This is a genomic window from Drouetiella sp. (assembly GCF_059504425.1).
Genome location: NZ_JCACIN010000115.1, coordinates 1 through 25,965, shown reverse-complemented (window position 1 = coordinate 25,965; position 25,965 = coordinate 1). Strand labels below are relative to the sequence as shown.

The 25,965-nt window shown below is 47.1% G+C and carries 23 protein-coding genes and 2 pseudogenes; 16 read left to right on the top strand and 9 right to left on the bottom strand.

Annotated elements, in window-relative coordinates; translation table 11 throughout:
- Window positions 1-434: 434 nt before the first annotated feature.
- The 3 genes from AC5JMP_RS25785 to AC5JMP_RS25775 all read right to left on the bottom strand — a co-directional run bounded on the left by AC5JMP_RS25785 (window position 435) and on the right by AC5JMP_RS25775 (window position 4,102).
- Entirely contained in the window at window positions 435-1,886 is a 1,452-nt protein-coding gene (locus AC5JMP_RS25785; RefSeq protein WP_495854371.1) for a bifunctional orotidine-5'-phosphate decarboxylase/orotate phosphoribosyltransferase, read from the bottom strand.
- Between the two features lie 228 nt (window positions 1,887-2,114).
- Window positions 2,115-3,887: a filamentous hemagglutinin N-terminal domain-containing protein gene (locus AC5JMP_RS25780; protein WP_495854370.1), complete on the bottom strand. Its 1,773-nt coding sequence runs from the start codon at window positions 3,885-3,887 to the stop codon at window positions 2,115-2,117.
- Window positions 3,884-4,102, bottom strand: coding sequence for a hypothetical protein (locus AC5JMP_RS25775; RefSeq protein WP_495854369.1), 219 nt, complete (start codon window positions 4,100-4,102; stop codon window positions 3,884-3,886). The genes AC5JMP_RS25780 and AC5JMP_RS25775 overlap by 4 nt, the downstream gene beginning before the upstream one ends.
- A 328-nt stretch (window positions 4,103-4,430) precedes the next feature.
- On the opposite strand from AC5JMP_RS25775, the gene AC5JMP_RS25770 reads away from it, so the two are divergent.
- The gene (locus AC5JMP_RS25770; RefSeq protein WP_495854368.1) at window positions 4,431-4,634 is read left to right on the top strand and encodes a hypothetical protein; all 204 of its coding nucleotides are present in this window, start codon (window positions 4,431-4,433) and stop codon (window positions 4,632-4,634) included.
- Between the two features lie 139 nt (window positions 4,635-4,773).
- Window positions 4,774-5,311 (top strand): annotated as a pseudogene (gene tnpA / locus AC5JMP_RS25765) (IS200/IS605 family transposase).
- A gap of 204 nt (window positions 5,312-5,515) precedes the next feature.
- Here tnpA and AC5JMP_RS25760 read toward each other — a convergent pair.
- The gene (locus tag AC5JMP_RS25760) at window positions 5,516-5,944 is read right to left on the bottom strand and encodes an HNH endonuclease (protein WP_495854367.1); all 429 of its coding nucleotides are present in this window, start codon (window positions 5,942-5,944) and stop codon (window positions 5,516-5,518) included.
- Complete coding sequence (locus AC5JMP_RS25755; RefSeq protein ID WP_495854366.1) at window positions 5,941-6,300, bottom strand: hypothetical protein; 360 nt, start codon at window positions 6,298-6,300, stop codon at window positions 5,941-5,943. Before AC5JMP_RS25755 ends, AC5JMP_RS25760 begins: the two co-directional genes overlap by 4 nt.
- 104 nt (window positions 6,301-6,404) lie before the next feature.
- Between AC5JMP_RS25755 and AC5JMP_RS25750 the strand changes: the two genes are divergently transcribed.
- Genes AC5JMP_RS25750 through AC5JMP_RS25735 form a run of 4 tightly spaced genes read left to right on the top strand, consistent with a single transcriptional unit; the run spans window position 6,405 to window position 9,340 of the window.
- Entirely contained in the window at window positions 6,405-6,731 is a 327-nt protein-coding gene (locus AC5JMP_RS25750) for a pyrophosphohydrolase domain-containing protein (protein WP_495854365.1), read from the top strand.
- Window positions 6,713-7,849 (top strand): DEAD/DEAH box helicase family protein, encoded by a 1,137-nt coding sequence (locus tag AC5JMP_RS25745; RefSeq protein WP_495854364.1) that lies wholly within the window; start codon window positions 6,713-6,715, stop codon window positions 7,847-7,849. The genes AC5JMP_RS25750 and AC5JMP_RS25745 overlap by 19 nt, the downstream gene beginning before the upstream one ends.
- A 27-nt stretch (window positions 7,850-7,876) precedes the next feature.
- Window positions 7,877-8,377, top strand: a complete 501-nt coding sequence (locus AC5JMP_RS25740) for a phosphorothioated DNA-binding restriction endonuclease family protein (protein ID WP_495854363.1) — start codon at window positions 7,877-7,879, stop codon at window positions 8,375-8,377.
- Between the two features lie 6 nt (window positions 8,378-8,383).
- Entirely contained in the window at window positions 8,384-9,340 is a 957-nt protein-coding gene (locus AC5JMP_RS25735; RefSeq protein ID WP_495854362.1) for an HNH endonuclease, read from the top strand.
- Here AC5JMP_RS25735 and AC5JMP_RS25730 read toward each other — a convergent pair.
- The gene (locus AC5JMP_RS25730; protein WP_495854361.1) at window positions 9,337-9,567 is read right to left on the bottom strand and encodes a helix-turn-helix domain-containing protein; all 231 of its coding nucleotides are present in this window, start codon (window positions 9,565-9,567) and stop codon (window positions 9,337-9,339) included. The genes AC5JMP_RS25735 and AC5JMP_RS25730 overlap by 4 nt on opposite strands.
- A 158-nt stretch (window positions 9,568-9,725) precedes the next feature.
- On the opposite strand from AC5JMP_RS25730, the gene AC5JMP_RS25725 reads away from it, so the two are divergent.
- Both AC5JMP_RS25725 and AC5JMP_RS25720 read left to right on the top strand, forming a co-directional pair.
- The gene (locus tag AC5JMP_RS25725; RefSeq protein ID WP_495854360.1) at window positions 9,726-9,971 is read left to right on the top strand and encodes a hypothetical protein; all 246 of its coding nucleotides are present in this window, start codon (window positions 9,726-9,728) and stop codon (window positions 9,969-9,971) included.
- Window positions 9,972-10,068: 97 nt separating this feature from the next.
- Window positions 10,069-11,001 carry a DUF6731 family protein gene (locus AC5JMP_RS25720; RefSeq protein WP_495854359.1) on the top strand — a complete coding sequence of 311 codons (933 nt, stop codon included), beginning with the start codon at window positions 10,069-10,071 and terminating at the stop codon, window positions 10,999-11,001.
- On the opposite strand, the gene AC5JMP_RS25715 is transcribed toward AC5JMP_RS25720, so the two are convergent.
- On the bottom strand, window positions 10,993-11,433 hold the full coding sequence (locus AC5JMP_RS25715; protein ID WP_495854358.1) for a hypothetical protein: 441 nt from the start codon (window positions 11,431-11,433) through the stop codon (window positions 10,993-10,995). The two genes, AC5JMP_RS25720 and AC5JMP_RS25715, sit on opposite strands and share 9 nt — an antisense overlap.
- Before the next feature lie 69 nt (window positions 11,434-11,502).
- On the opposite strand from AC5JMP_RS25715, the pseudogene dndC reads away from it, so the two are divergent.
- From dndC to AC5JMP_RS25685, 6 genes and pseudogenes are all read left to right on the top strand, one after another.
- Window positions 11,503-12,957, top strand: a pseudogene (dndC, locus tag AC5JMP_RS25710) (DNA phosphorothioation system sulfurtransferase DndC); the annotation flags it as partial.
- A 53-nt stretch (window positions 12,958-13,010) separates the two neighbouring features.
- Entirely contained in the window at window positions 13,011-13,235 is a 225-nt protein-coding gene (locus AC5JMP_RS25705; protein WP_495854357.1) for a hypothetical protein, read from the top strand.
- Window positions 13,216-13,674 carry a type II toxin-antitoxin system VapC family toxin gene (locus AC5JMP_RS25700; RefSeq protein ID WP_495854356.1) on the top strand — a complete coding sequence of 153 codons (459 nt, stop codon included), beginning with the start codon at window positions 13,216-13,218 and terminating at the stop codon, window positions 13,672-13,674. Before AC5JMP_RS25705 ends, AC5JMP_RS25700 begins: the two co-directional genes overlap by 20 nt.
- Window positions 13,671-15,632, top strand: coding sequence for a DNA sulfur modification protein DndD (dndD, locus tag AC5JMP_RS25695; RefSeq protein WP_495854355.1), 1,962 nt, complete (start codon window positions 13,671-13,673; stop codon window positions 15,630-15,632). The genes AC5JMP_RS25700 and dndD overlap by 4 nt, the downstream gene beginning before the upstream one ends.
- Window positions 15,633-15,637: 5 nt before the next feature.
- Complete coding sequence (dndE, locus tag AC5JMP_RS25690) at window positions 15,638-16,054, top strand: DNA sulfur modification protein DndE (RefSeq protein WP_495854354.1); 417 nt, start codon at window positions 15,638-15,640, stop codon at window positions 16,052-16,054.
- A gap of 23 nt (window positions 16,055-16,077) precedes the next feature.
- On the top strand, window positions 16,078-17,217 hold the full coding sequence (locus AC5JMP_RS25685; protein WP_495854353.1) for a hypothetical protein: 1,140 nt from the start codon (window positions 16,078-16,080) through the stop codon (window positions 17,215-17,217).
- A 14-nt stretch (window positions 17,218-17,231) separates the two neighbouring features.
- Here AC5JMP_RS25685 and AC5JMP_RS25680 read toward each other — a convergent pair whose 3' ends face one another.
- On the bottom strand, window positions 17,232-17,477 hold the full coding sequence (locus AC5JMP_RS25680) for a winged helix-turn-helix domain-containing protein (RefSeq protein WP_495854352.1): 246 nt from the start codon (window positions 17,475-17,477) through the stop codon (window positions 17,232-17,234).
- 229 nt (window positions 17,478-17,706) lie between these two features.
- Window positions 17,707-18,945 carry a phosphoadenosine phosphosulfate reductase domain-containing protein gene (locus AC5JMP_RS25675; RefSeq protein WP_495854351.1) on the bottom strand — a complete coding sequence of 413 codons (1,239 nt, stop codon included), beginning with the start codon at window positions 18,943-18,945 and terminating at the stop codon, window positions 17,707-17,709.
- A 179-nt stretch (window positions 18,946-19,124) separates the two neighbouring features.
- Between AC5JMP_RS25675 and AC5JMP_RS25670 the strand changes: the two genes are divergently transcribed.
- Both AC5JMP_RS25670 and AC5JMP_RS25665 read left to right on the top strand, forming a co-directional pair.
- Window positions 19,125-21,242, top strand: coding sequence for a DNA phosphorothioation-associated putative methyltransferase (locus AC5JMP_RS25670; protein ID WP_495854350.1), 2,118 nt, complete (start codon window positions 19,125-19,127; stop codon window positions 21,240-21,242).
- Between the two features lie 94 nt (window positions 21,243-21,336).
- The gene (locus AC5JMP_RS25665; RefSeq protein ID WP_495854349.1) at window positions 21,337-25,836 is read left to right on the top strand and encodes a WD40 domain-containing protein; all 4,500 of its coding nucleotides are present in this window, start codon (window positions 21,337-21,339) and stop codon (window positions 25,834-25,836) included.
- The last annotated feature ends 129 nt before the right edge of the window (window positions 25,837-25,965 follow it).

Sequence of the window (25,965 nt, the reverse complement as noted above, 5' to 3'; positions counted from 1 at the left end):
GCTGCTCAGAGGGCCTATGAGTGCAGGGTGTGTGGAAACTCACGTATCACAATACGGGCTATTTTCCCCCTACTCATCTACAGAGAAAACCAGGGCATTGCTTAATCCGGCTATGAAATTTATTTTGAGAGGTGCGCTCCGCGCACCTCTCAAAATAAATTTCATAGCTAAAATCAGCAACGCCAAAACCAGTATGAGTTCTGAGGATTCTGAAACCGAAATTCTTGAAGAGGCAGAAGAGTTATTTTGAAAAAGGGGTTCTGGCTGTCTTGTTATGCCAAGTATCTTGCCCCCGCAGATTTGCCGTTTGTCTCGCTTGAGCAGTCATTCTGCTACAAACTTCATTGAAGGAGCGATCGCGCTTAACCCTACAAATTGGTAGTCCTATTTCTCAAGGCGAACTTATAGGATTAGATCGTTGTGTCAGATAATTTCTAATGCATCTCCGACTTAAACCTTCCCATTTCTGCTTCACTGATGCGACCTGCCTGCTGGAGTGTCTCGATCACCTCCGAAATTGTAAGCACCGAGTGTGGCTGATACCCATTGGTTCGTAGCCTATCTTTAACATCCTGTTCGTGATCTAAAAACACTACAATATCCAGCACCTTCAGTCCTACAGATTGAAGCTTGGCGGCTCCTTCCATTGCGCTATTGCCGCTGATCAAAATGTCATCTACCACCACAGCCGTTTCTCCCGGCTCAAAATTGCCTTCAACCATGCGGCGCGTCCCGTGAGCCTTGACTTCTTTACGAGGAAAGATCATCGGACGATTCATCTGCAACGCCAGTCCGGTCGCAGTGGGCAAAGCTCCATAGGGAATCCCGGCAATGCGATCGAAGCTCAAGTCTTTAAGAATTTCTGCATAAGCGCTCAACACCTGTTGGAAAAGCTGTGGGTTAGAAATAATCTTGCGCAGATCAATGTAGTAGGGAAAAGTGGCTCCAGAGGCTTGAACAAAGTCGCCAAAAAGAATGCAGCCCACATCATACAATTGCAAAATCAAATCCAGGTGTGGGTGCTGCTTCAGGGTGCAGACATTAGAGAACCATACATCGCAGCTTAAGTTTTCTTGAACCGTCTGCGTTCTGACCTGATTAACCTGCTCTCGCAGCGATCGCACCTGCTCAGCTAAATTTTCCTGGCTCATCCAGTCTTGGGGGATCGGAATCAGCAGCCCTTCTCCGTTGTGGTTCAATCCCGCTGCCAAGATTTGAGGCAGGCTCACCTCTTCCTGCCAGATACTCCGCACCAGAATCAGCCGCTCTGGAGCGATCGCCCTCACTTTCTCTAGTACATCTGGTGTCGTTGTCCCAATCTCTAATCCCAGTTGATCGGTCGTGCCCCAATTCTTGGATTCCTGAACGACATGGAGATAGAAAGGAGATTCAGATGTTGGGTCTTCCTGTAATTTGGCAGCAGATGCGTTAGCAGTACGACACAGCACAAATACTGCCTTGCCGGGATAAACCAAAAAGGGAGCAACCAAATCCTGCCCAGGGTAAGCGCTAAGTGTGATTGCATCAACTTGCCACTCGATAAAAACCGTTTGGGCAATCAAACTGCTGGTATTTAAGTCGCTGTGCTTGGCATCCAGAATGACGGGAATATGGGAGGGAATGGAATGAAGAATATCTTGAAGCAATTCCATTCCCGCACTGCCCAAAGCTTGATAAAAACCCAGCGTAGGTTTGTAAGCACAGACTAAATCTTTTGTTTGAGCAATAGTCCATTGCAACCAAGCCCGCAGGCTCTCAATGAGCGCATCCTGGCTGGAGCGATCGCCATAGCCAGCAGGCATCATCTCTGGATTAGGGTCAAGTCCAACGATCAGAAGACTGGAGTTGCGGCTAATCGTAGCTTCTAACTTATTGGAGAAATGCATTGCTTCTAACTATGAGCAACCTCTTTACACTACACCCAGACGCTCTCCGGAGGCACAATAGTAACCTGCGCATTCTCAGTAGATCTCAAATTAGGGTTTTGTGGCGCGCGGAGCGCGCCACAAAACCCTAAAAGCTGGATTTCAAAAGCGCGGAGCGCTTTTGAAATCCAGCTTTTAGGAAAAATAGGAAGACTTTGCGATCTCCTGATTCTGGGTAAAGCGATCGCTTTACTCCCCAACTTCAGTAGCTTGGGGTGGATTGCAGCTCAGGCTACCTAACCCACCAGATTGGGGCGCGATCGCCAAGGCTTGCGTTACCAGAGTAATGGTATTGTTTTTATCCCTAATCCAGCCCTGAGCCTCGGTAATCTGGGATGGGGCTGGAGTCCGCATTGCTCGACGGTCAGCTACTCGGCTATTCTGCCGTGAAATCGGCTGCTCCTGCCTCGGTTCTGTTGGCAAACTTGCCCAGTCTACGATCGCCGCCTCAAGGCTGCGGGAATCTGTGGGGTTAGGCGATATCCCCCCACGACCCGTGATGACAAACTTATTCAGGTGAGTGTCAGCAGTGCTACAGGCGCGATCGATGAGCTGAGCATCCAGGACAGTCAGCGGTTCAGTAGCGCTCCGAGTTGGGTTGGTCTGGGTAAGAAGCACCGTGCCGCTCTCTCCCTGATCACGGCTGATCGCCGTGACATAGCTATCATCTAACAAGGAGAGTGTACCGCCAAACAAGAAAATCACCTCTCCTCCATCACCCAGTCCCAGAGTTGGATTGGCATCGGTCGCAGCAGAGACATGACTGCTGTCCCGTAGGGTAATATCTGTATCGGTGTAAACAAAAATATTTCCTGCATTGCCAGCACCTGTAGTGACGGTCAATAAGGCAGAACTATCGTTGAGCGCGAGGGCATGAGCGCGAATGACGAGGCTACCGCCATCGTCACTGCCGAAGGTCGAGCTATCGATCGTACTGGATTGTAGAGTTACATTGCCATTCGCTTTTAACCCAACATTACCGGAAGCGTTCAATTGACTAAAGCTAACGCTACTGAGTCCACTTTCATTTAGCTCGATCGCCCCTTGAGCTTCCAGTTGAATGCTGCCAGGTGTACCAGAAGCGCTTGGGGTTGCTCTTAGACTGGCGCGATCGAGCTGAATCTGGTTTGCATGGATGGTTAACTGATTGCCTTTAAGACTGGCTGTACTGGGGATACTCCGACGACCATCGATTACTACATCAGATCGTCTAGCTTGCGTAGGAAAGTCGATTTGCCAGCGGTTTGCTTCATGGGCGATCGCAATCTGCCCTGATTCTGCCAGTCCTCCCAGCGCAATCTGCCCTTCTGATTGAAGTAGACCGCCGTTCACCTGCACTCTCCCGCCCAACAAGGCTAAGCCAGTCCTACTCTCTAGCTGTGCCTGCTGGGTCACGATCGGTTGAGGTTGCGTGTTGAAGAGCAAAGCCGATGGTTGAACGGTTAGCAGGGGTAAATTGGCATCAGGATCAGTGGCACTAAAGCTGCCCTGGTCGGCAAAGTGGATGGCAGCCGCCGTCGTAGCAACAAAGGCTCCTCTGATATCTAATCGGGCGTTTTCTCCAAATAGAATGCCGTTGGAGTTAAGCAAAAATAGGCTGGCATCTCCCGCGACACCGAGTACGCCGTTAATTGTAGAAGCCGAGCTGCCCGTCACCCGTACCAGAATACTGTTGATACCCGATGGATTTGTAAAATAGATGCGCTGTCCAGCTTGCACATCGAAGCGGCGAAAGCTATGAAACAAATTGGTGTCTCGGATAGCACCGCCCCCAATTTGTGTGCCTTGTCTGCCTCGAACTTCAACATTTTGCTGAACTCGTGAGCGTTCGCGTCCCAGGGTTTGATCGGGTATCTGCTGTGCCGTTGCTTGGGTCGCACGACTAAACGCCAGAATCAGACCCAGTGCGATCGAAGTACCAATATTGAGCTTTGAAACTTGCGATCGCCCTTTGCTGGTCATAGATCGCTGTCTTTTGGAGAAGAGTCTTCTGGCGGAGGAGTTTGCTCGGTAGAAGTCTCTGTTGGGATTTCAGTAGACGGTTCTTCAGGTGGCGTTACGGTGTCCTCGATGAGTGGATCTTGTTCCTCTAGTTGCGATCGGCTAAACAAGAGGACAAAGAGGGTAGAGAGGAAATCTCCTATGTAGCGAATCAGGGTGGTCGCGGAGAGAACCACAAAATCTAATGCAAAAGCTAGTACATTCTGGTTCGGGGTAACCCTATAAGATAATCTCAATTCACAGCCTCCAGCCTGTTGGATAGTAGCCTGCAAAGTTATGGTTCTGTTGTCGCTCTGAAGCGGGCTAACGGAAGGATAGCTCGTGTAAATTGGCTCAGACTCACCGATTTGGTAGAAGCAGATTTTACCCTCGACCCGAAAGGAAAGATTAATGGGCTGAGAGTTCCCGTTTGGGCAAAGTGTAATTGTTTTACATTGCCCTGACTGAGGCGCGTTTTGAACGCATATCCTAAGCTTTTTATTTCTCAAACAAGGAATACAGGTGATGCTCCTGATTCTTAAGGTAGCTGCCATGCTTGTCTCCTATATGCCGCTGTTCCTAAACCTTTGTGGCGTGAGCAGTTTAACCTCTAATTTTTCTGAGCTACTATCTCTAACAGAACGCCGTTGCACCCATTCTCAGGTGTTGCGTCAGCGATCGCCTAGTACCCATGCAGGTACTTCTGCTGCTAAGCAAGAGTGTCTTTAACTTAATCGGGTAAACCCTCAGCTCTGCTGGGGAACTCGCAAAGTTTGACGGTTCCAGGAGTCACAGTTTGACAGAGATGTAAGTGTAGGAAAGAGTCTCTTTACCACTTATCAAGGAAGGGTAGGTGCAAAGAAGACTTATGAAAGACGCAGGCAGTTTAAGTCATACAAAATGGGAGTGCAAATACCCGGTGGTGTTCATCCCAAAGTATCGGTGCAAAGCGATGTACAAAGAGCTACGGCAGTATCTAAGAGAAGTGTTCTATGAATTAGCGCGGCAGAAAGAGTGCCGGATTGAAGAAGGGAATTTGTGCTCGGATCATGTACATATGCTGATCTCAATTCCACCAAAGCACTCGGTATCTCAAGTGGTAGGATTTTTCAAGGGCAAGAGTGCCTACGCTTTTGGCGGAGAGAAGCTCTATGCAATCGCGCGCAACTATGGAGGAAAGCGAAAGAACTTTGTGGGGGTAACATTTCTGGGCGCGGGGGTATTACGTCTCAACGGTGGGACGCGAAGAAGCAACGGTGCGACAATACATCCAACGACAGGAAGCGGAAGATCAACGCATAGACCTGAAAATTGCGCCACTTTACATGCACAGTCACACTTGCGATCAGCGACATTTATCGTGCGGCCGTACATTGATTTACTTATATGCCAGGAACCAGACTTGAACTGGTGACACGAGGATTTTCAGTCCTCGTAAAACAACGCAAAGATTAGGCTTTCAAGCTTTTTGTTAATAAATTCCCCCAATTTTCCCCCAATCAATAAAACTTTGGGTCACTTTGGTGCAAGTTAGGTCATTTGAATTCAGTGGGGATGGGGCGAAATTGCAAACTACTTCGGCGATCGCCCTCAAAAGATTGAAATAGCTTTTAGCTTTTTGCAGAGGGTAAATCTAACACACCTGCTTTGATAAATAGCTGGCGTTCCTTGACGCGATCGCTCCGATTCAGTTGTAGTAGGCGAACAGTCACTCGACCCACTGGAGTCAAAGGAGTAAATTCTGCCCCTACAAGGCAAAAATGCTCAAGCCAGTACTCGCGTCGAGGATGATATAGAGGTGTAATTTCTCCCGTTTGGGGGTCGATCGAAGCGAGATCAGATCCCTTGTGCTTGTTACAAAGGGTGCAGGATAAAGCTAGGTTATCTTCCTGCGTCAGCCCACCATGCTTCTCCGCAATGATGTGGTCAACCTCGTGAGAAGCAAACGAAGCGATTTCGGGCGTAAAACAGTATTCACAGCAGCCCTTGGCCCGGTCGTATATTAAACGACGCAATGCGGCGGGGATATAGCTACTCACAAAGCACGCTGTTTTAGCTTGATCAGTGCTTGAGCTTTTGCAATCCGAACGAGATGCTCAAGGTATTGGTATTGTTGCCAGGTTTGCTCTTCGTCTACTGTTAGCGTCTGTGTACGATTTTTCTCCAGCAAGCTGTTGATTTGAGCCTGAAGGGTTTCAGAGGGTTGCAATGAGATAATTTCCTCTGGAGACGGCAATGCAGCCAGAAACTCCAGTACTTCTGCTGCTCCAGTAAAACCGACCTGAGCACCTGCGTGCAATTCCCGTAGTCCCAACTGTAGGATCTGAGGGAGTTGGTCTTCTAAAGATCCTATCTGGGAAGCCAAGTCGTCAGGGATTTCCAGTGTAATCTGCATTGCTGTCTCTGGGTGCTTTAGATTCAGTGTAGCAAGGACAAGCAGCCCAATGAGGTAGCCCAAACTGATACCATCACTTAGAACTATTGAATCAATACAAGCAAATGAGAAAGGTCTATAACAAGTTAGTACGCGATCGCATCCCCGAAATTATTCAGGCGACAGGACAGAGGTGTGCGGTAGAAGTCATGAGTAAGGAGGAATTTCACCAAGCACTACGGGCAAAACTGATGGAAGAAGCCCAAGAAGCTTCAGCAGCAGCTTCTACAGAGTTGGTTGCCGAGTTAGCCGATCTATGTGAAGTAATGAATGCACTTATGGCAGCCCATAACATTGACCACGAGGCAGTGTTAGCAGAACAGAAGCGGAGACAGACTGAGCGCGGCGGCTTTAGTCGTCGTATCCGATTGCTGTGGAGTGGGGCAGACTAGAGACAGAACAGTTGGGGGCAGTCTCATTGAGTTTGAAGCATCTCGATCTACGCAATCAATATCGTAGTGACCGCCACAGCCTACTGGAAGATTTTTACATTCCTTGCTTAGAGCGATCGCTTACCTACGATCGCGCGGTCGGCTTCTTTTCCAGTTCTTCCTTGGCGGCAGCAGCCAAGGGCGTTACGGCGCTGATTCAGTCAGGCGGTAAAATGCGGCTGATTGCCTCTCCTCACCTATCCCAGGACGATGCCGAGGCGATCGCCCAAGGTCTAAAGCAGCGAGAAGCGGTGATCACAGTCTCTTTGCTGCAAGAACTGGAGCAGCCAGAATCAACTGCCAACGATCGTCTGGGCTATCTGGCATGGCTACTGAGCAAGGGGCTGTTGGAAATCAAGCTAGCGGTGCATCAAGACCCCTATCAGCGCGGTATTTACCATGAAAAGTTGGGAATTTTTAGAGACGCAGATGGCAATGTCGTTGTCTTCACAGGATCAGCAAATGAGAGTGCTAGCGGGCTGATCGATAATTTTGAGTGTGTAGATGTGTTTCGTTCATGGCGATCGGGGGATGATGAGCGGGTTACTGAGAAACTTGAGGACTTTCAACGCCTCTGGGAAAACCAGACTCCAACGCTGGAGATTTTAGAATTTCCTGAAGCGGCAAGGCGATCGCTCTTGCGGCTGTGCCCGACTCAATTTCCGGTGACGGAGCAGCCTGCAATTAAAAGTCAGGAGCCGCAGGGCGATTATTCTATCTCCCCTTCAGAGCCATCTAACACTCCGTCTTTTTATCCGGTGACTCCAGCTTGGTTAACCCTGCGTCCTTATCAGCAGGAAGCGATCGCCAACTGGTTTACCAACAAGGGGCAAGGCACGCTGAAGATGGCAACCGGGAGCGGGAAAACCATTACGGCACTGGCGATCGCGGCGGAACTCTATGAGGAAATCCAGCTTCAGTCGTTGCTAATCGTTTATCCATATCGGCATTTGGTGAAGCAGTGGGCGCGGGAGTGTCAAAAGTTTGGGTTAGCGCCTGTACTGGCGTTTGAGAATGTGCGGTCTTGGCAGGGACTTCTTTCGACTCAGCTTTATTGTGGGTGTTCTGATAAAGTTTGAAAGTACGGATCACAGTGCAGTCATTTAATGAGAGATGAAGTAGCCAAGATAGAAGCTCTAAGCTACTATGCTAAGAAGTTTCAACGGTTGCGAGTCGATCGCGCTCATGGAGTTGCACCGCATAAGCCAATTCTGCTGCTATCTGTCATTGACTTAATTAGGAGAGAAACCATAAGCATAAATGAGATTTATTTGTCTTCTGAACTAAGCGACACATTCCATAAATATTGGAATTTTCTAGGCTCAGAGCAACATAACCCAGATATTTCTCGTCCATTTTTTCACATGAGAAGCGGTAAGTTTTGGCACTTATGGGCTAACCCAGGTTTTGAAAATCTCATCTCCTCTAAGATTAAGTTAAAAACATTATCAGAAGTTAAACAAGCAATAAAATACGCTCATTTAGATGAGGATTTATTTGAGTTCCTACAAGATCCACTTTCCAGAAGTAGCTTAATGACAGTTCTCATCGCTCGATGGTTTCCTGGCAGATTTGAGGAAATTCAGCAGATTATTGATGAGGCGTGATCCAAGATGACTAAAGATCTCAGCTTTTACGTGAAAAAGTTTTCTAAATTACGAGTCGATCGCGCTCATGGTAGCGTTGCACCTCATAAACCGATCTTACTGTTGTCTGTAATTGAGTTACTTCAGCAAGGCGAAATTCAACAAAATCAGATTTTTCTATCGGCTGAGTTGATTTCTACGTTCCTGAAATACTGGACTCATTTAGGTTCAGATATTCATCGCTCAGATATCGCCTTACCATTTTATCATTTAACTGGCGATGGTTTTTGGCATTTGTCGCCTAATCCTGGATTTGAGTCTACGATCGCTGCCAAAGTTAAACTCAAAAGCTTGACGGCTTTGAGAAATGCAGTCAACTATGCTTTTTTAGATGACGATCTATTTAATCTTTTATATGATTCAGAATCAAGAAGTTATTTAATAACTGCCATAGTCCAAGAATGGTTTTCTGAATGGGAAAGAGAGTTCCAAACCCTGTATCAGGTTGATGCTTTTCAGGAATTTCAGTTACGGCTTTTTGAGAAAGGCGGTGAAACCTACAGCGTCGAGGATCTAGCAGACGAAGCAAAAACCGTTGTTAGGGATGCAGCCTTTAGAAAAATAGTTGTCTCCTTGTACGGTCAGCGCTGCGCGTTTTGTAGACTGAGAATCATTAGTTTGGATAGTCAGAATATTGTGGACGGAGCGCACATTAAACCATTCTCTGAATTTAGAGACGATCGCTTTGATAACGGTCTAGCGCTCTGCAAAAATCATCATTGGGCATTCGATCGCGGATGGTTCGGCATCAACGAAGATTACCGGATTATCATTCCGCACGATCGCTTTACTGAAGAATCTCCCCAAGACACAAGATCGATGAAGGATTTTGATGGAGAGCTAATCAATTTACCGACTCAAGCCACTCACTATCCAAGACTTGAATCACTGGATTGGCATCGTCAACGCTGGAATATCGCCTAAGCTTCCGAATCATCAACATACCGACTTCTAAATTCTGCTGCTGCATCAGGATTAATTGCCTCTAGTGCTTTGATAATGGCAATGACAGTTTCTGATGTCGGATCTCTCACTTCATTCGCCCAACGATAGACATTAGAAGAGCCAATATTCATTACGGCAGCAAGCTTTCCTTGACTGATGCCGTACTTTTCCATAACCGCTTTCAGAACTCTTCCTGCCTTACCCATACCTCTAAATTGCACAATTTGACTGAAGCATAATCAATCGTGTCAGAGGTTTGCATTCTCGTATACAGTCCAAATGGACTGTGATAATCTATAAAGACTAAATGGACTGTGACAATTTAGTGTGACAGTTTCTCTTTGTAGCTTAAGGAGTGCTTAAAATGTTCGTTGATAGAGGCTCTTCAGGCGATTCTGACCAACCGCCTATGGACAGTTTTGTTCGATTTTCCCCAAATGATGAACCTGTAAAAATGACGCTCACTGCTTCCCGTCAAGCCGTCGATCGCATGATTCTGTTATTGCACAACCGCAATATCATCGCGGGTAGCGAGTGGAGCCATCCTGTTGAAATTAAAAATACAGGGGAGTTTATTAGCGTTGCTAGCCGAAGAATTCAAGTAGAGTAGCAGAAAATAGTACAGATGTAGTTATTTTTGGTGAGCATAAGTTAAGATCACGCTATCTTTAGCGCAATGTTGTGTTTCACCTAACTACTCTGTACTAATGACTAAGGTTGCCAGGATAGATTTTTACACCATTGAAATGCCGGAAAATGCAAACTTGAATTTTGAGGATTTCCTTAAACAGATATATGCTTTACCTGAGAACGATAGAACACAGACTGTTAACACCGCACCCGTTCGCATACATCGACTATTAGAAGTGGAAAATCTTGGTAATAAATTTCTTGAAGGCGAAATAGTGCGAATTCGCATGAGTGGGTTGCCTTTCATAGCGGGCTTGCAAGGTGGAGTCGAAGATTTGAATCTTCCAGTGAACAAGGGCTTAGGAGAACAAACAGCTTTTCTATATCACTCTGCAACTAAAACTTTGCTTTTTCACGCTACTCAAGTAGGAGTTTCTATTCCTTCCTTTCTGAGATACTTGGAAATTTTGGGATGCTCTGTATTAAACCTCTTTCAATCGCAGATTTTTGCAGATCCAATTATTGTGAAAGATGCTTTGCAGCGACTTGGGAGGTTGAGGAGTATTAGGACATTCGAATACCGACTTCGAGTTGCAGAAGTAAACAATATGGAATTTCTCCAAGATCAAGGTTTGAGTGTGAAACAAGAAATTGATTTGATGAATAAGTACAAAGCACCAAGTATCGGTCTAAAGTTTTCTATTGGACATCTTAAAAATGATTCCTTGGACACAAGCAGCACACAAACTACAGTGAAATCTTTACTTAGATGGGAAGGCAAGCATCCAGGAGAAATCTCTAGAATAAGGATTTCAGGGGCAGACGAGGATAATGAAGCTATCCATATCAAAAATCTGCTCAAAGAAACAATGAGAGAGACTGTAAGCTTGCAAATGGGGCAGGAGCGCAGTATTCCATACACTTCACGTTGTGATGCACTTCGTAGAGCTTGGCAGAGACGACAAGACGAAATCTTTAGTTTAAAGGAGGTAAACCAGAGACTAATCTAGCGAACGAAGAATAACGGTGAAGATATCAATTGCTCGGTAGTAGCTGAGAAAAGCAGCAGCAAGTGCAAATGACCATAAGCCAATGAAATATGGCTGCCAAGCTGAACTCGTACGGAAGTCAAGGACTAAGCCAATTGCACTTAGCAACAATATTGTAAAGAACCATTGAATTGAGCTTATAAAATAATTAAAGATTCTTTTATAACTACCAGTCTTCTTAAGCTGTTTGATAACGTGTTGATCATTAAATGCAAGAATGATTGTTATTACAGTAGCAAGGAATCCTATTGTAATTCCACAAATATTAATGACGGCGGAGAAAATATCTTTAAAGTTCTCAGAAACTCCATAGATTTTTGCAGCATAAAGACTTGCAATACCTACCAAGAAGCCAAGCAACAAAGGATAGAATTTTTCGATCCGTGCGCTCATCTGCTTTCCTGAAGAACATTTACGTAAACTTATTATAGCACTTGAAGTTCATTTGTACTATTCTGATGTAAAGATTCGACAGCGGTGCTTCAGCTAGTGTGGAATGCGATCGCCGCCCTTCCCCCTGAAAAGCGTACCAAGACCATTCATGTCATCACCACCGATACGATGGTCAAAAATCTGGTCGTCTCTGCCTAGGTCGATAAATCGCTCACCGTGATGGGGGCGGTTGCCAAAGAGAAAAATATGCCCATTGAGCCAATTCTGCTTAAACCCGCCGTCAAAGATACCTTTTGGGTAAATCTCATTGGCAAAGGCTATCCTGCGCCACGGCAAGGATTTCGCTGGTGTACCGCGCGTCTCAAGATCAAACCGTCAGATAACTACATCTGCGAGAAAATCCGCGAAAGTGGCGAAGTTATTCTAGTTCTGGGAACCCGCAAGGCTGAGAGCGCATCGCGGGCAGCCCTGATGGAAAAGCACCGCAACTGGCGTGTCTTTTCTCACCTCAACTACAACCCCAGCCGCCCGAACTCCCTCATCTATACCCCAATCGAAGATTGGCGCACCGATGAGGTTTGGCTGTATTTGCTGCAATGGCAAAACCCTTGGGGCAATAACAACAAAGACCTATTTGCCATGTATCGAGGTGCAACGGCAGACAACGAATGTCCCTTGGTTGTTGACACGTCTACGCCAAGTTGCGGTAGCTCTCGGTTTGGCTGCTGGGTCTGCACTTTGGTCAGCGCCGACAAATCAATGGAGGCAATGATCCAAAATGATGAAGAAAAAGAGTGGATGCAGCCGCTCCTCGATCTACGAAACGAACTGGATATGGAGAATGACCTCGATCGCCGTGATTTTCGACGGCGACAAGGACAAATTCAACTGTACGAGCGCAATGTGGACAGTCTGAATGCCAAAGAAATTGTTAATATTCCAGGTCCCTACACCAAGCAATGGCGAGAAGAATGGCTGCGACGAGTACTCCAGGCTCAAACAGAAGTGCGGGAAAATGCCCCTGCGTTAATGCAAAACATTGAACTGATTGCGATCGATGAAATCAGCGAGATTCGCCGGATTTGGCTAGAGGAATTTCACGAGTTCGACGATGTTCTGCCATCAATTTACAAAGAGGTGACAGGGGAAGACTTTATTGATCCCCGCCCCAACGCTGGCAGCACTCAACTTGGCTTAGATGAATGGAGCATCTTAGAGGAAATCTGCGATGACCCCATGCACTTTGAACTCATGACTCGGCTCCTCAGCACCGAGCGCAAGTTTCAAACCATGTCGCGGCGGGTTGGAATCATCGATGCCCTCGAAAAACACTTTGACACCAGTTCTCGTCCTAAAGAAGAGGCGATCGACAACGCCCACCGCAACTGGAACATCAAAAAAGCTGCCAAAGCTGGAGATGTAGAGACCGTCAAACAGCTAACCGATGGCACAGCCTCGACCCAAGAGACTCAGCCAGCGCCTTCCTGGGCAAACCTAAAATTCGGCAACCGTCAGGAAATCTGAATCAGCGAGAGTCCATAATTGGAAAAGACAAGTTAGCACTGAGCCATCCAACGATGCGAACCCTACAGATTACAGCCACAATTACTTCCGATCATGAACTAAAAATTCAGCTTCCTCCAGAAATTCCTGCTGGAGACTACCAGATTGTTTTAGTTATGGAAGAACAGCCTACTCAGGAGCAACGCCAACCCTTCAAATTTCCAGTGGATGACTATGGCCCCTGGCCCACTGATCTTTCACTAAGACGTGAGGATATGTATGGTGACTTCGGGCGATAGAGCTATTTTTGTTGATACGAATGTTTTGATTTATGCCAACGTTAGTTCTGCACCCTATCATCAACTCGCCATTGAAAGATTGCAAAACCTGGATAACTCAGGGGCAGACTTATGGATCAGTCGGCAAATTTTGCGCGAATTTATTGCTGCATTAACGCGTCCTCAAACCTTTGTGAATATTCAACCGCCTGAAGTCATTGTTGAAAGGATTCAGTTTTTTGAGCAACGCTTTCAGATTGCTGAGGATAGTTTCCAAGTTACGGCAAGATTATTAAATTTGCTCCAGACTATCCCGATGGGCGGTCGTCAAATTCATGATGCCAATATCGTCGCCACCCTGCTCACCTCTGGGATTGATCGGCTATTGACCCATAATGTGAAAGATTTCGATCGCTTCTCCGACTTAATCACAGTCATTCCTTTAGTTGCGGCGACATGATTTTTCAAGAACTAACTTTAGAAAACTTTGGTCCCTACAAAGGGCGGTGGGTGTTCAATTTGCGTCCTGGAAAGGATCAGCAAAGCATCATTCTATTCGGCGGCATGAACGGCGGTGGCAAAACGACGCTGATGGATGCTATCCGTCTGGCACTCTATGGGCATCGCGCTTCCTGTTCAACTCGCAGCAACCTCAGCTACCCCGAATTCCTCAAACAGTGCATTAATCGGCAGGCACAAGATGCCGCGATCGAACTGGGCTTTCAGCAAACGCTAAATAACGAGGCGCAACCCACCGAATTTAGAATCTACCGTACCTGGACTGAGCAGATTAGTCATCGAGACATCCTAAGAATTACCGTCAATGAAGACATCGCCCCCGATCTTGCACAGAAATGGGATGAGCGCATTGAGGATTTGTTACCCCTGGGAATCTCCCGCCTGTTCCTATTTGATGGCGAGCAGGTCGGCGAATTGGCTGACCAGGACACACTGCCACAGTCTGTCACCAGCGCCATTCGATCGCTACTGGGACTCGAACTGCCCGATCGCCTCTCTGCCGATCTCGATGTCTTGACTTCTCGCAAGCGTAAAGCCATAGCAACTGCTCAAGAGCAAGCGCAGCTATTAGACATTGAGCAACGCCTAGAAGTTCAGGAGGAAGAACGCCGTACCCTTAAAAAGAAAACCGCAGCGGTTCAACAAAAATTGGAAAAAGTAGAGGAGAACCGGCGGCAGGCAGAAGAACGATTTCTATCGGAAGGGGGGAAAATTGCGGCAGAGCAAACTCAGCAAGAGAGCCAATTACAGCAGGTAAGAGACAACGCTAATGCTCATCGTGCAGCCTTACGTGAAATCGCATCTGGAGTATTGCCTTTGGCACTGATTCAGCCATTACTTCAACAGGCGGAAGCTCAAGCTCAGAAGGAAGTTCGACAACAGCAGTGGTCAGTTGCCAAAGAGTTGTTGGAAGAACGGAGTCAAAAGCTGCTCCAGTTTGTTAAGTCGCTGGACTTAGAGACAAGGAAGGTAAAGCAAATCCAATCGTTTTTGGCGAAACAGGACAAAGCAGTTGCCCAGGAAACGGTCGAAAACTGGCTGGGTGTGGATGTAGACACGCTGCATCAACTCACCCACACGCTGCAATACGCCCTACCTCATCAGTTTGAAGTAGCAGCGGAACAGCTACAGCAGCTTCAGGCCTGCCAGGAGGAGATTGAGACGATCGAACGCTACTTGGCAACTGCCGCTTCCCCAGAAATCTATGCCAAGTTAGTGCAGCAGGTACGGCAAGCGCAGACGGATGTTGTGAGCCTCAAAGCCGATCGTGAACAGAGCCAGCGGCTTCTGGAACAGGCAGAACAGACGATCGCTCGTACCCAACAAGAACTGATGGACTATGGCAAGTTGGCGATCGACCAAAAGAACGATGAGCATATTCTAAGCGCAATCGACAAAGTTCAAGAAACGCTCAAAGTGTTCAAACAAAAGCTAATGCTTCGCAAGCTCAACCAGCTTGAAACCCTAGTGACAGAGTGCTTCCTCTACTTGCTGCACAAATCTAACTTAGTGCAGCGCGTTCAAATTGACACTGAAACCTTTAGCCTTTCCCTTTTTGACTATGAGGGACAGCCCGTACCCAAACATCGGCTGTCCGCTGGTGAAAAGCAGCTATTGGCGATTTCACTGCTGTGGGGATTAGCCCGTGCCTCTGGTCGGCAACTCCCTGTGGCAATCGATACCCCTTTGGGTCGGCTTGATTCCTCCCACCGCAATAATTTAGTCGATCGCTACTTTCCGCAAGCCAGTCACCAAGTGCTGCTGCTCTCAACTGATACCGAGATTGGCAAGACGGAGGTGAAGCGGTTGCGGGAGAATGGTGCGATCGCCCGTGAATATCTGCTGAAGTACGATCGCGCCAAGCATCAAACTCAAGTAAAGCCTGGTTACTTCTGGTAAATCCTATGGAACCCCCTGTCGATCGAGTTCGCATTTCCCAATCCGCCAAGGATCAGCTAATCAAGCTCAAGCGCGTCACCAAAATTGACCAATGGAACATCCTTTGCCGCTGGGCATTTTGCCGCTCTTTAGCAGAACCAGCCCCACCGTCACCTGTTGCAGTCCCTACTGACAGCAATGTGGAGATGACTTGGCAAGTGTTTGGAGGGGCGATCGGAGATTCACTGGCGATAGCACTTAAACAACGATGCTACGAAGATGGCTTTGATACAGATCGAGAGGCATTAGCAACTCAGTTTCGACTACATCTCCATCGGGGTATCGGATACTTAGCAGCTGATTCAAGCATTAAAAGTAGCGAAAACTTAATAATAACAGTCCTTAAATCCACTGAAATTATTCAGTATGAAGACCTCACCTAATTTATTCTTCAAAAGAACTAGGCATGATCATTATTGAAGCCATCAAAGAAGTTATGAGAATCAAAGGTCAGCCCATGACCGCAAAGGAAGCTTATCAACAAATCGTGAAAAACAACTTTTATGAGTTCAACACTGCTGATCCAGTCCACATCGTAAATGGTCAGATCAGAAAACATTGTAAAGGAATTCCTGAACAGAAGTCATACTCTAGGACAAAACATTTCATCTCGACTGAAGATAACCGATATTATTTTTTAGAGCCACCAGAAAGAATCCAAAACAACAAGGGCAAGACTCAAAGAAAATACTATCTTCCAAAACTTGATAGCATTAAGCCAGTGTCATTGCAAGATATCGCTGACGGCGACTTAGAGTATCAAGTTAGAGCATTAAAAGAGTGGTTCTTATCAGAATATAAGCCCGCAAATAATGTAGAGGGGAACTCTGTGTCTGTCCTAGATGGTCCCTACGAGGCGTTAGATGTTCTAAACAATGAATTTTCTGACATTTTGTCATCCGCTATTATTCTCAAGATTGCTAAAGAGATAGAAGATAACTTTTCCTGTAAAGAGTGGTCTAAAATTCCCAAGGATGATGATATAGATGAGTACTTTATAGAAAATCTGAACACGGAGTTCTATAAAAATTTTGAAGCGGCAGTTAAGAGTATAGAAAAGTTAAGTAAGCAATCCCCAAACTTGAAGGATGAATTAGAACAAGCGCTTAATCGAATGCTCTATGGTCACATCATCACGGCAATGGAAAGTTATTTGTCAGATGCATTCATTACTACAGTACTCTCTAATGAAGAAAGTGTTAGGAAATTGGTAGAGAAAGCACCAGAATTACGAGCCAGAACCTTAAATTTAGGTGAGATATTTCTGCGGTTTGACTCTTTGAAGGATGAAGTTCAAATATACTTAATGGATTTGGTTTATCACAGGCTAGATAAAGTAAGGGAGCTTTACCATCATACTTTGGGTATTAGCTTTCCAAAGAATCTTTCAATAGTTTTCAAAGCAATACTAAATCGACATGATATTGTTCACAGAAATGGAAAGCGAAAAGATGGAAGCGCACTAAACATTACCAGCAATGACATTGATTTTCTACTGAAAGAAGTTACTGCTTTCATTCGAGAGGTAGATAAACAATTGAGATAGTACCGATCGTCGTATCATGCCTTTAACTGATACTTGTTATCAGGAAGCTTCTTAAATAATCTAATTCCAGTTGAATTTTTACGATCGACACCCTCACATCGCCGTTCGATCGCCCCACGCACCATGGCCCTTGGGTCTTTTGTATTGAAGCTGTAAAGCCCCTTATTAAGGATTACCTGGGTAATTTCGGCTGCTGTCATGGGCTGCTTTGCTTCCTTCAGTACCTCGATCGCTGCCTCAGCAATGGTTCGCTTCTCCATAAATCTCCTCTCACACTTTGTAGTAAATTACACTTGATTGCGACGTCCCTTAGTCTGCGTCATTATATCCGCTACAGTCAGCCCATCTTGCCACTGGTGGTGATCTTTTGTATAGTCACCGCTTCCCGGCATCAAACTGGTGAAGAAAGCGCACTATGCTAGTCTGATTCCTTGCACAGCGCCGCCAAACCTTGTCGTCTAAGCTCCATTAGAGCCATTGTCTGGAGACTCATCCAACAGGATCAAATTCAGAATTATCAAACAAAAGATTCTGAATGCTTCCATCGGGAAGAATTTCAGGAAGCCATTCATCACCCCGGTGTTCAGTCCCATCCCACTTTTCAGGATAGGTGTTTGCAGCAATCAATTCTTCAATCCGCGACAGTTCTTCATCGTTAATCAAGCTGATTTCTGGTTTACTCAGCAATTTTGCTGCCGTATTTACCTCTGCTTGAATCGCTAAAACCTGCTCTAACATCCAACGACGAGCATCTATATGAAGGGGTCCCAAGCGGTTCTGTTTGGCTGCCAAAGAACCGTTTTTATTGATCTCTCCATGCTTACGATGACGATACTGCGGCTTTTTAATTTCCCAATACAACGGTCTAAGCTTTTCCAAGGGTTTCAGGTATGCCCACTCCGGCTGGGCCACAACGCGATCGAGTGCAGCATCCTTCTGGACAAGGGGACAGCCAATACAGCCCGTTCTGGCATTGATAGGCTCTTCCCCATCGCTAACGTCCTGCCCATAAACCTTCGCAATCTCTAACGTCGGGAAACCCAGTTCCAAATCCGCATGAAGCAGCCAGTCCCATACATGGCAAACACGCCAATGGACGATCGGCGCTAAAGTATCGGCGATCGCACTCGACGTAGATTGCTGAAACCATCCTTGCCCGCATTCGCCACCATCTTTGGTACAGCTCACGGCGATCCGCTGGTCACGGGCAGCACTTTCGCCAATCCTTACTCCCGTCAGCATCAGAAACTTTTCGCCCCGCTCTTGGCGTAACGCCTCTAGTTCCCGCTCCATGCTCATCACTTTCAGCTTGGGCGTACACCAGCGGAACGTATTTGAGGGCGGCGGCACACCCCGACCCAGGATGTAGACAAAATAGCGGTGATCCAATTCAGGCAGCACGACACGAGTTTCAAAACTGCCTTTGTTAAAGAGAGGCTGAAGGCGATCGCGCAGGGCATCCAAAATATTGAGCGCACTCGTGTGGAGCGGCGGTAGCTCTTGGCGAGTGTCGGCATAGAGGATCGTCAGGCTTTCGGGCTTGGGAATCTGCCCTGTTTCAATCAGATGGGCAACGAGCGTGACGGTAGCTGAAGAGTCTTTTCCTCCAGAGAAGGCGATCGCCCAGTGTTTGTAGAAAGAGCCATAGTGACGCAACGATTCCACCGATAGCTCAATGCTTTTCGGCAACGTCAGGCGCTCCTCTTCAAATAGACTCAGGGTCTTCATGGCTTGCCTTCTTGTCTTCCCAATGGCTCCTAACAGTAGCAGAAATTTTGAGGATCACGCTAGATGTGGTGGTAAAAAAGCCAAAGCGCTATTTTACGCACTAGGTAAGATAGATTTACTTAGATTTAGTATAACCGTACTGAAACTCTTTCTCTCTGCCTTATCTAGATCAATACCCTATGCTGGTTTTAAGCAACTGGGTGAGCATCATGGACAGCTTAGAGCAAGTAGCGTTTGCTTCAGAGGCGATCGAGCAGCAATTCGCTGAAATTGTGGCGTGTTGTAATCAAAGTGCGATCGGCAAACGGCTACTGGGTGCATTTTACATTCACATTTCGGCTCTGCCAAATCTTGACCCAACACTACAAAGTTACGAGCAGCTTGCCCGACGCTATCTTCCACAGCCGATTGCTCCAACGCTGATTAAATTCAGCACGGCTCAGCCCAAACTCTCTTATTTGTTCTACCCAAACTTTGAGACTGATGCCCATCCCGCCCTTCAGCAAAGTATTCAAGTAGACCTGAGTACTGGACAGGTTAGCAGTCGTGATTACCAAGATGCCGACAATCCACCCGTGCTGCATCGCAAAGAAACCTTTCTCTTGCCTAGCCATCCTCACCACAGCAAATTTGCTGAGCTAACGCGACAGCAGGTTAGCTTGGGTTTGCTCAACAACTCTCGTGAGATTGGCACTCGGTTTGGCTGGCAGCAGCGATTGAACGCTCACCAAATTGAACTGCATGGACATCGGCTGGCTTGTCCGCTCCGAGCCGATCGCCCGCCTAAGATCGATCGCCACAAAGCTGCCTTGGTTCGTACCGCTCTTTCTAAGCCTGTTCGCTTAGCCCTAGAAGCAGGGTTGTTCACGCCGGAAACCACGTTTTTTGATTACGGCTGTGGGCAGGGTGGAGATGTTCAGCGCATGGCAGAGCAGGGCTTTTCGGGTTCAGGCTGGGACCCGCACTATCAGCCTGATACTCCCTGTGTCTCTGCCGATGTCATCAATTTGGGTTATGTCATCAATGTGATCGAAAATCCAGCAGAACGGCGAGAGGCGTTGATCAAGGCTTGGGCGCTGACTCAGAAAGTGTTGATTGTCGCCGCACAGGTTTTGGTTGAAGACCGCATTCGCGGCACGGTGATTTATGGCGATGGCGTGATTACGCGTCGCAATACCTTTCAGAAAAATTATGAGCAGGAAGAACTGAAGGGTTACATCGATCAGGTGTTGAGAGTCGATGCGATTCCGATCGCCCTGGGTATCTACTTAGTGTTTCGGGATGAAGCACAGGCACAGAGCTTTCGGGCTTCCCGGTTTCGATCGCGCACCACGACCCCCAGAGTCAAAGCCAGCGTCCGGCGATTTGAGGAATACCAGGAGCTTCTGGCTCCCCTAATGGCGTTTGTCAGCGATCGCGGACGCTTGCCCATCGCCGAAGAAACTCAAAATTTCGCATCGATCCAGACAGAATTTGGCACGCTTCGTAAAGCATTTCATCTGATTTTACAGGCGACCAACGTTCAGGAGTGGGATGCGATCGCCGATAAGCGCCGTCAGGACTTGCTGGTGTATCTTGCCCTCAGCCACTTCAGCCGTCGTCCCAAACTGCGCGAGTTTTCCTCAGTCGTGCAAAACGACATCAAAGCCCTCTTCGGTGGCTATCAGCAAGCCTGTACAGCGTCAGATTTGATACTGTTAAGCCTCGGCAATCTAGAGATCATCGGCGCTCGCTGCCAAAACAGTGCTGTTGGCAAGAAGCTACCCAATTCGCTTTGGGTGCATGTGTCGGCGATCGAAGCCCTTGATCCGCTGCTCCGTCTTTACGAAGGTTGCGCCTCTCGCACGATCGGTCGTCCTGAAGAGGCAAATGTGATCAAGTTTCATTTCCGTCAGCCCAAAATCTCTTACCAGGTCTATCCAGATTTTGACGCTGATCCCCATCCTGCCCTAGACACCAGTATGCAGGTTGACCTGCGGGATTTGCATGTCAGCTACCGAGACTATGACCATAGCGACAACCCGCCCGTGCTACATCAGAAGGATTTGCTGGTAATGACGGATTATCCGCTCCACGAGAAGTTCGCCAAGCTGAGTCGGCAAGAAGCAGATTGGGGATTGCTAGATGATTGGAAACAGATTGGCGATCGTCGGGGTTGGCAGAAATGCCTGGAAGACCACTGTGCGGAGTTGAAAGGGCATCGGGTGGTGTGGCGCAAGGATGCCGATCTGTATCGAGTGAAGCTGGTGCAGGCTGCGCGTCGTCAGAAGACTGAGAAAGTTCAAGACTCAGATTAAGCAAATCCGCCTAATTCAACTATTTTTACCCTAGGGTTTGGATAATAGCGATTAAAGATTGATGGGACTGCACTGAATCAGGAGGAGAGAAGCTGTGCTTGAGCTAGTAAAGCTAATTGACATTATTGTTGGTTTTGCCAGTCCAGTGGTTCAAAATAAGCTCCAGCGGAGTGAGGTTGTCATCAAGCTACTGAAGCAACTCAATCTTGACCCAGATCACCCCCCTGCCGACTTTACAGCAGTCTATCAGTACACCTTGGTGGAATATGGCATCGGTAAGCCTAAGCCGGTGCTGGAATTGTTCCGACAAGCAGAGATTCAAGAAATTTTTCGTAAGGCATTAGATCAAAACAATCCAAGTCTGCTGCTTAAGGAAGGTGAAGCCTTTCTCTCCGGGCATACGTTGGGTGATCAAATTCAGGCTCTTGGTATTGATGCTCGACAAGAGTTTTATCAGTTTGCAGCGGTTTTTATAGAAATTGCCAAGCGCACCCGCACGCCTGCTGAAGTTTTAGCGAATCAGAAACTTGAATCTCTGCATCGGCAAATTGGCAATATTCAAGAGCGGCTGCATCGGCTGCCTACACTGGAAGGAATGCGGACAGAGATGGCGCGGCTTGCGGCTCAGAGTTACCCGGCACTGCCTGGGGCGATCGCCACTCCCGCAGCTATTCAAGAACGCCAGTTTCAGGAAAGCCAGTGCCGAGCCTTTGCCCTCGCCCAGCAGATGAAGGGTTGGTTTGAGACTTTAGGCTATCGCTTTGAGTCCTATGAGGTATGGCAAGATGACTATTTTGAATGGATCATCGATATTCCTGTACGGCGGGGACGGTACGATCGCATCCTGGTACGGGGCATCGATGGCGAGGTGGGGCTGAAGGACATCAAGGCGTTGCGGCGGTCGGTAGAGGTGCAGCGGGCAGATGAAGGCTGGCTGGTAACGGCGCGACGCATCAGTCGAGCGGCACGAGAGGAGGTTGAGAAGGAGGAGAATCATGACCTAGGCTGCTACACATTCGATGAACTGCTAGATCAAGATGCAGACTTTGGCGGCTATCTGGACTGGCTGGAATCCGAAATTCAGCGCCGGGGCATCGAGCAGAAGTATGTGCCGCTAGCCTGCACCAAAGAGGAAATTGACCCCGACACCAAGCAGCGGATGGGGATGAGCCGCTATGACGATCGCGATGGCTGGATTGATGGCTACATTGACCTGTGGCTAGACGATCCGGCAAAAGAGCATATTTCGGTTTTGGGTGAGTTTGGCACGGGTAAAACCTGGTTTGCGTTTCACTATGCCAGTCAGGCTCTGAAACGCTACCGGGAGGCACAGCAGCGTGGTGTGGAGCGTCCCCGTTTGCCCTTAGTGATTCCACTACGCGATTATGCTAAGGCAGTGAGCGTGGAGTCGCTATTTTCAGAGTTTTTCTTCCGCAAACATGAGGTGCGATCGCTCACCTATTCTGCGTTTGAGCAACTGAATCGAATGGGTAAACTGCTGCTGATTTTCGACGGGTTTGATGAAATGGCAGCACGGGTCGATCGCCAGGAGATGATCAATAACTTTTGGGAATTAGCGAAAGCGGTGGTACCTGGGGCGAAGGTCATTCTCACTTGCCGGACTGAGCATTTTCCAGAAGCTAGAGAAGGGCGGGATGTGCTAAACGCCCAATTGCAAGCATCAGTCTCAAACTTAACGGGAGAAATGCCCCAGTTTGAGGTGCTAGAACTGGAGAAATTTAACGATGAGCAAATTCGGCAGGTAATGTCTCAGCAGGCGGAGTCCGCTACGGTGGAAAAGGTAATGGGCAATCCGCAGCTACTAGACCTGGCACGTCGTCCAGTAATGACAGAGTTGATTCTGGAAGCGCTACCAGATATTGAGGCGGGTAAGCCTGTGGATATGTCACGGGTGTATCTTTATGCGGTGCGACGCAAGATGGAGCGAGACATCAAGGAGGAGCGCACGTTTACCTCACTGGCAGAAAAGCTCTATTTCTTATGTGAGTTGTCGTGGGAGATGTTGTCCACTGACCGGATGAGCCTCAACTATCGCGAGTTTCCCGATCGCATTCGTCGCTTGTTTGGGTCTGTGGTTCAAGAAGAAAAAGATCTGGATCATTGGCATTACGACATGATGGGGCAGACAATGCTGATCCGCAATGCAGATGGGGATTATATGCCAGCCCATCGATCGCTCTTAGAATTCTTTGTTGCCTATAAGTTTGCAGCTGAGTTAGGGGCAGTCGCGCCTGATTTTCTGGAGTTGGCACAAATGCAGTCTTGTGTAGGTGTCAGTGCAGAACCGCAAGATTACACCTGGTCGGCTTACTTTCAGCGAACATTGGATGAGACAGGACGGAGTGTGGCGATCGCACCTTTGAAGAACTTCGTGAGTGAAGATTTGCAGAGATTACGGCTAGGAATAGGAAAAATTCCATTATCAAAAGCAGTGATGGATCTGCTGTTGCCAGTGTTGGCTCCTAATGTTCACTCAAATCAAAATGCTTTAATTAAAATCCTTGAAGAAACGCAGAACAAAACTGAAGCAGAGGTTGAGTATGTTGGTGGTAATGTGGCAACACTACTAATTAAACTTGATAAAGGAAGTCTAGTAGGCAAAAACCTCTCTCGTACCATAATTATTGACGCTGACCTGACAAGCGCTAATTTGTGCGATGTCAACTTTGCTGAAGCAAATCTCAAAAATTCTAGCTTCACTCAATGCTTGGGAAGCGTGCTGTCGGTAGCATTTACTGTAGATGGAAAGATTTTGGTTACGGGTGACACGAATGGAGAGATTCACTTGTGGCGAGTAGAAGACAGCGAACGACTCTCTACTTTTAAGGGACATACTGACTGGGTACGGTCGATTTCACTGAGTCCCAGTGGGCAACTGCTAGCAAGCGGGAGTAACGATCGGACAATCAGATTATGGAATATTCACACAGGTAAGTGCCTCAAAATCTTGCAAGGACATTCTGATTGGCTCCGAGCAGTAACTTTTAGTTCGGATAGTCAAATTCTAGCCAGCAGTGGTGGAGATCAGACGGTTCAACTGTGGAATATTGACACAGGTGAATGTCTGAAAACCTTGCAAGGACATACTGCTTCTGTTCAATCCGTTGCGTTCAGCCCTGACAGTCAACTACTCGCTAGCTGTGGCGGTTGGGGTGATCAAACTATACGACTCTGGAATGTCGATACAGGTAAGTGTTTAAGAGTCTTGCAAGGACATATTGATTCAGTTACTTCGGTAGCATTCAGCCCTGATGGTCAACTGCTAGTTAGCTGCGGTAGCAATGACGACCGAACATTGCGTTTATGGCAGGTTCATACAGGTGAATGCATGAATATTCTCGAAGGGCACACCGCTTCTGTACGCACAGCAACCTTTAGCTCAGATAGTCCATTACTGGCAAGTGGTGGCTTCGACCAAACCATACGACTCTGGGATGTCGATACAGGTGAATGCCTGAAAATTTTGAGAGGGCATTCTAATTGGGTTCGCTCAATTTGCTTTTCTCCTAATAACCAAATTATTGCCAGTGGTGGAGATGATCAAACTGCAAGACTGTGGGATAAGTCTAGTGGACAGTGCTTCAGGATTATCCAAGGCTATCATCATCTTGTTTTGTCTGTTGCCTTCAGTCCAGATGGTCAAACATTAGCAACCGGAAGTGATGATGGAACACTTAGATTGTGGGATACCAATACATACAACTGTTTCCAGATTCTGAAAGTAAGCGAAAACTGGGTATCAAACTTGATTTTCAGCCCTGATGGACAGGTTTTAGTGAGTGGAAGTTCTAACAGAAGCATCAAGCTTTGGAATTTGAAAACCAATGAATGCTTTAAAACGTTAGAAGTGAGCGGTCATAATTGGGTAATGCCAATGGCTTTTAATTCCGATAGCATACTTGCTACTTGCTCTGAAGCTATAATTCAACTTTGGAATAGCAAAACTTGGATGTGTTTAAAGTCTTTACAAGGTCATACCGAGTTGATAAAGTCGCTTGCCTTTAGTTCGGATGGTAAAATTTTAGCCAGTGGTAGTGATGATAAAACACTAAAAATTTGGGATTGTCTTACAGGTCAGTGCTTAAACACGATGGAGGGACACCTTGATCGAGTTTGGTCAATTGCTCTTAGCCCTGATAACCAATGCCTAGCAAGCGCCAGTGCTGACGGAACAGTAAAACTATGGAGTATTACAAGCGGCGAATGCCTTAAAACTCTACAAGGACATGACAATCAAGTTAGAGCAGTTGCTTTCAGTCCGAATGGTCAAATTCTTGCCAGTAGCGGTCATGACAGGACGATAAAGCTATGGAATGTCGAAACTGGTGACTGCTTTAGAACGCTAGAGGGACATAGCAATTGGGTAGTATCTATTACTTTTAAGCCGGATGGACAAGTTTTAACAAGTGGGAGTGAAGATGGAACTATTAGGCTATGGGATGTGCAAAACAACACTTGTCTTCAAGTGCTTAGACCTAAGAGACCTTATGAAGGGATGAATATTACAGGGGTAAAAGGCTTGACTGAAGCAGAAAAAGCCACTCTGAAAGCACTAGGAGCGATCGAGCATTAAAACCTAAAATGTACCAAGGAGAAAATTTATGAACAGTACAACCATTAACTTCCAGCTTGTCGAATCGCTCATTCAGTATTACAGTGGTATTTAAGTAGAGGAGTGCGATCGCCTTTTGTAGTGGAAGAA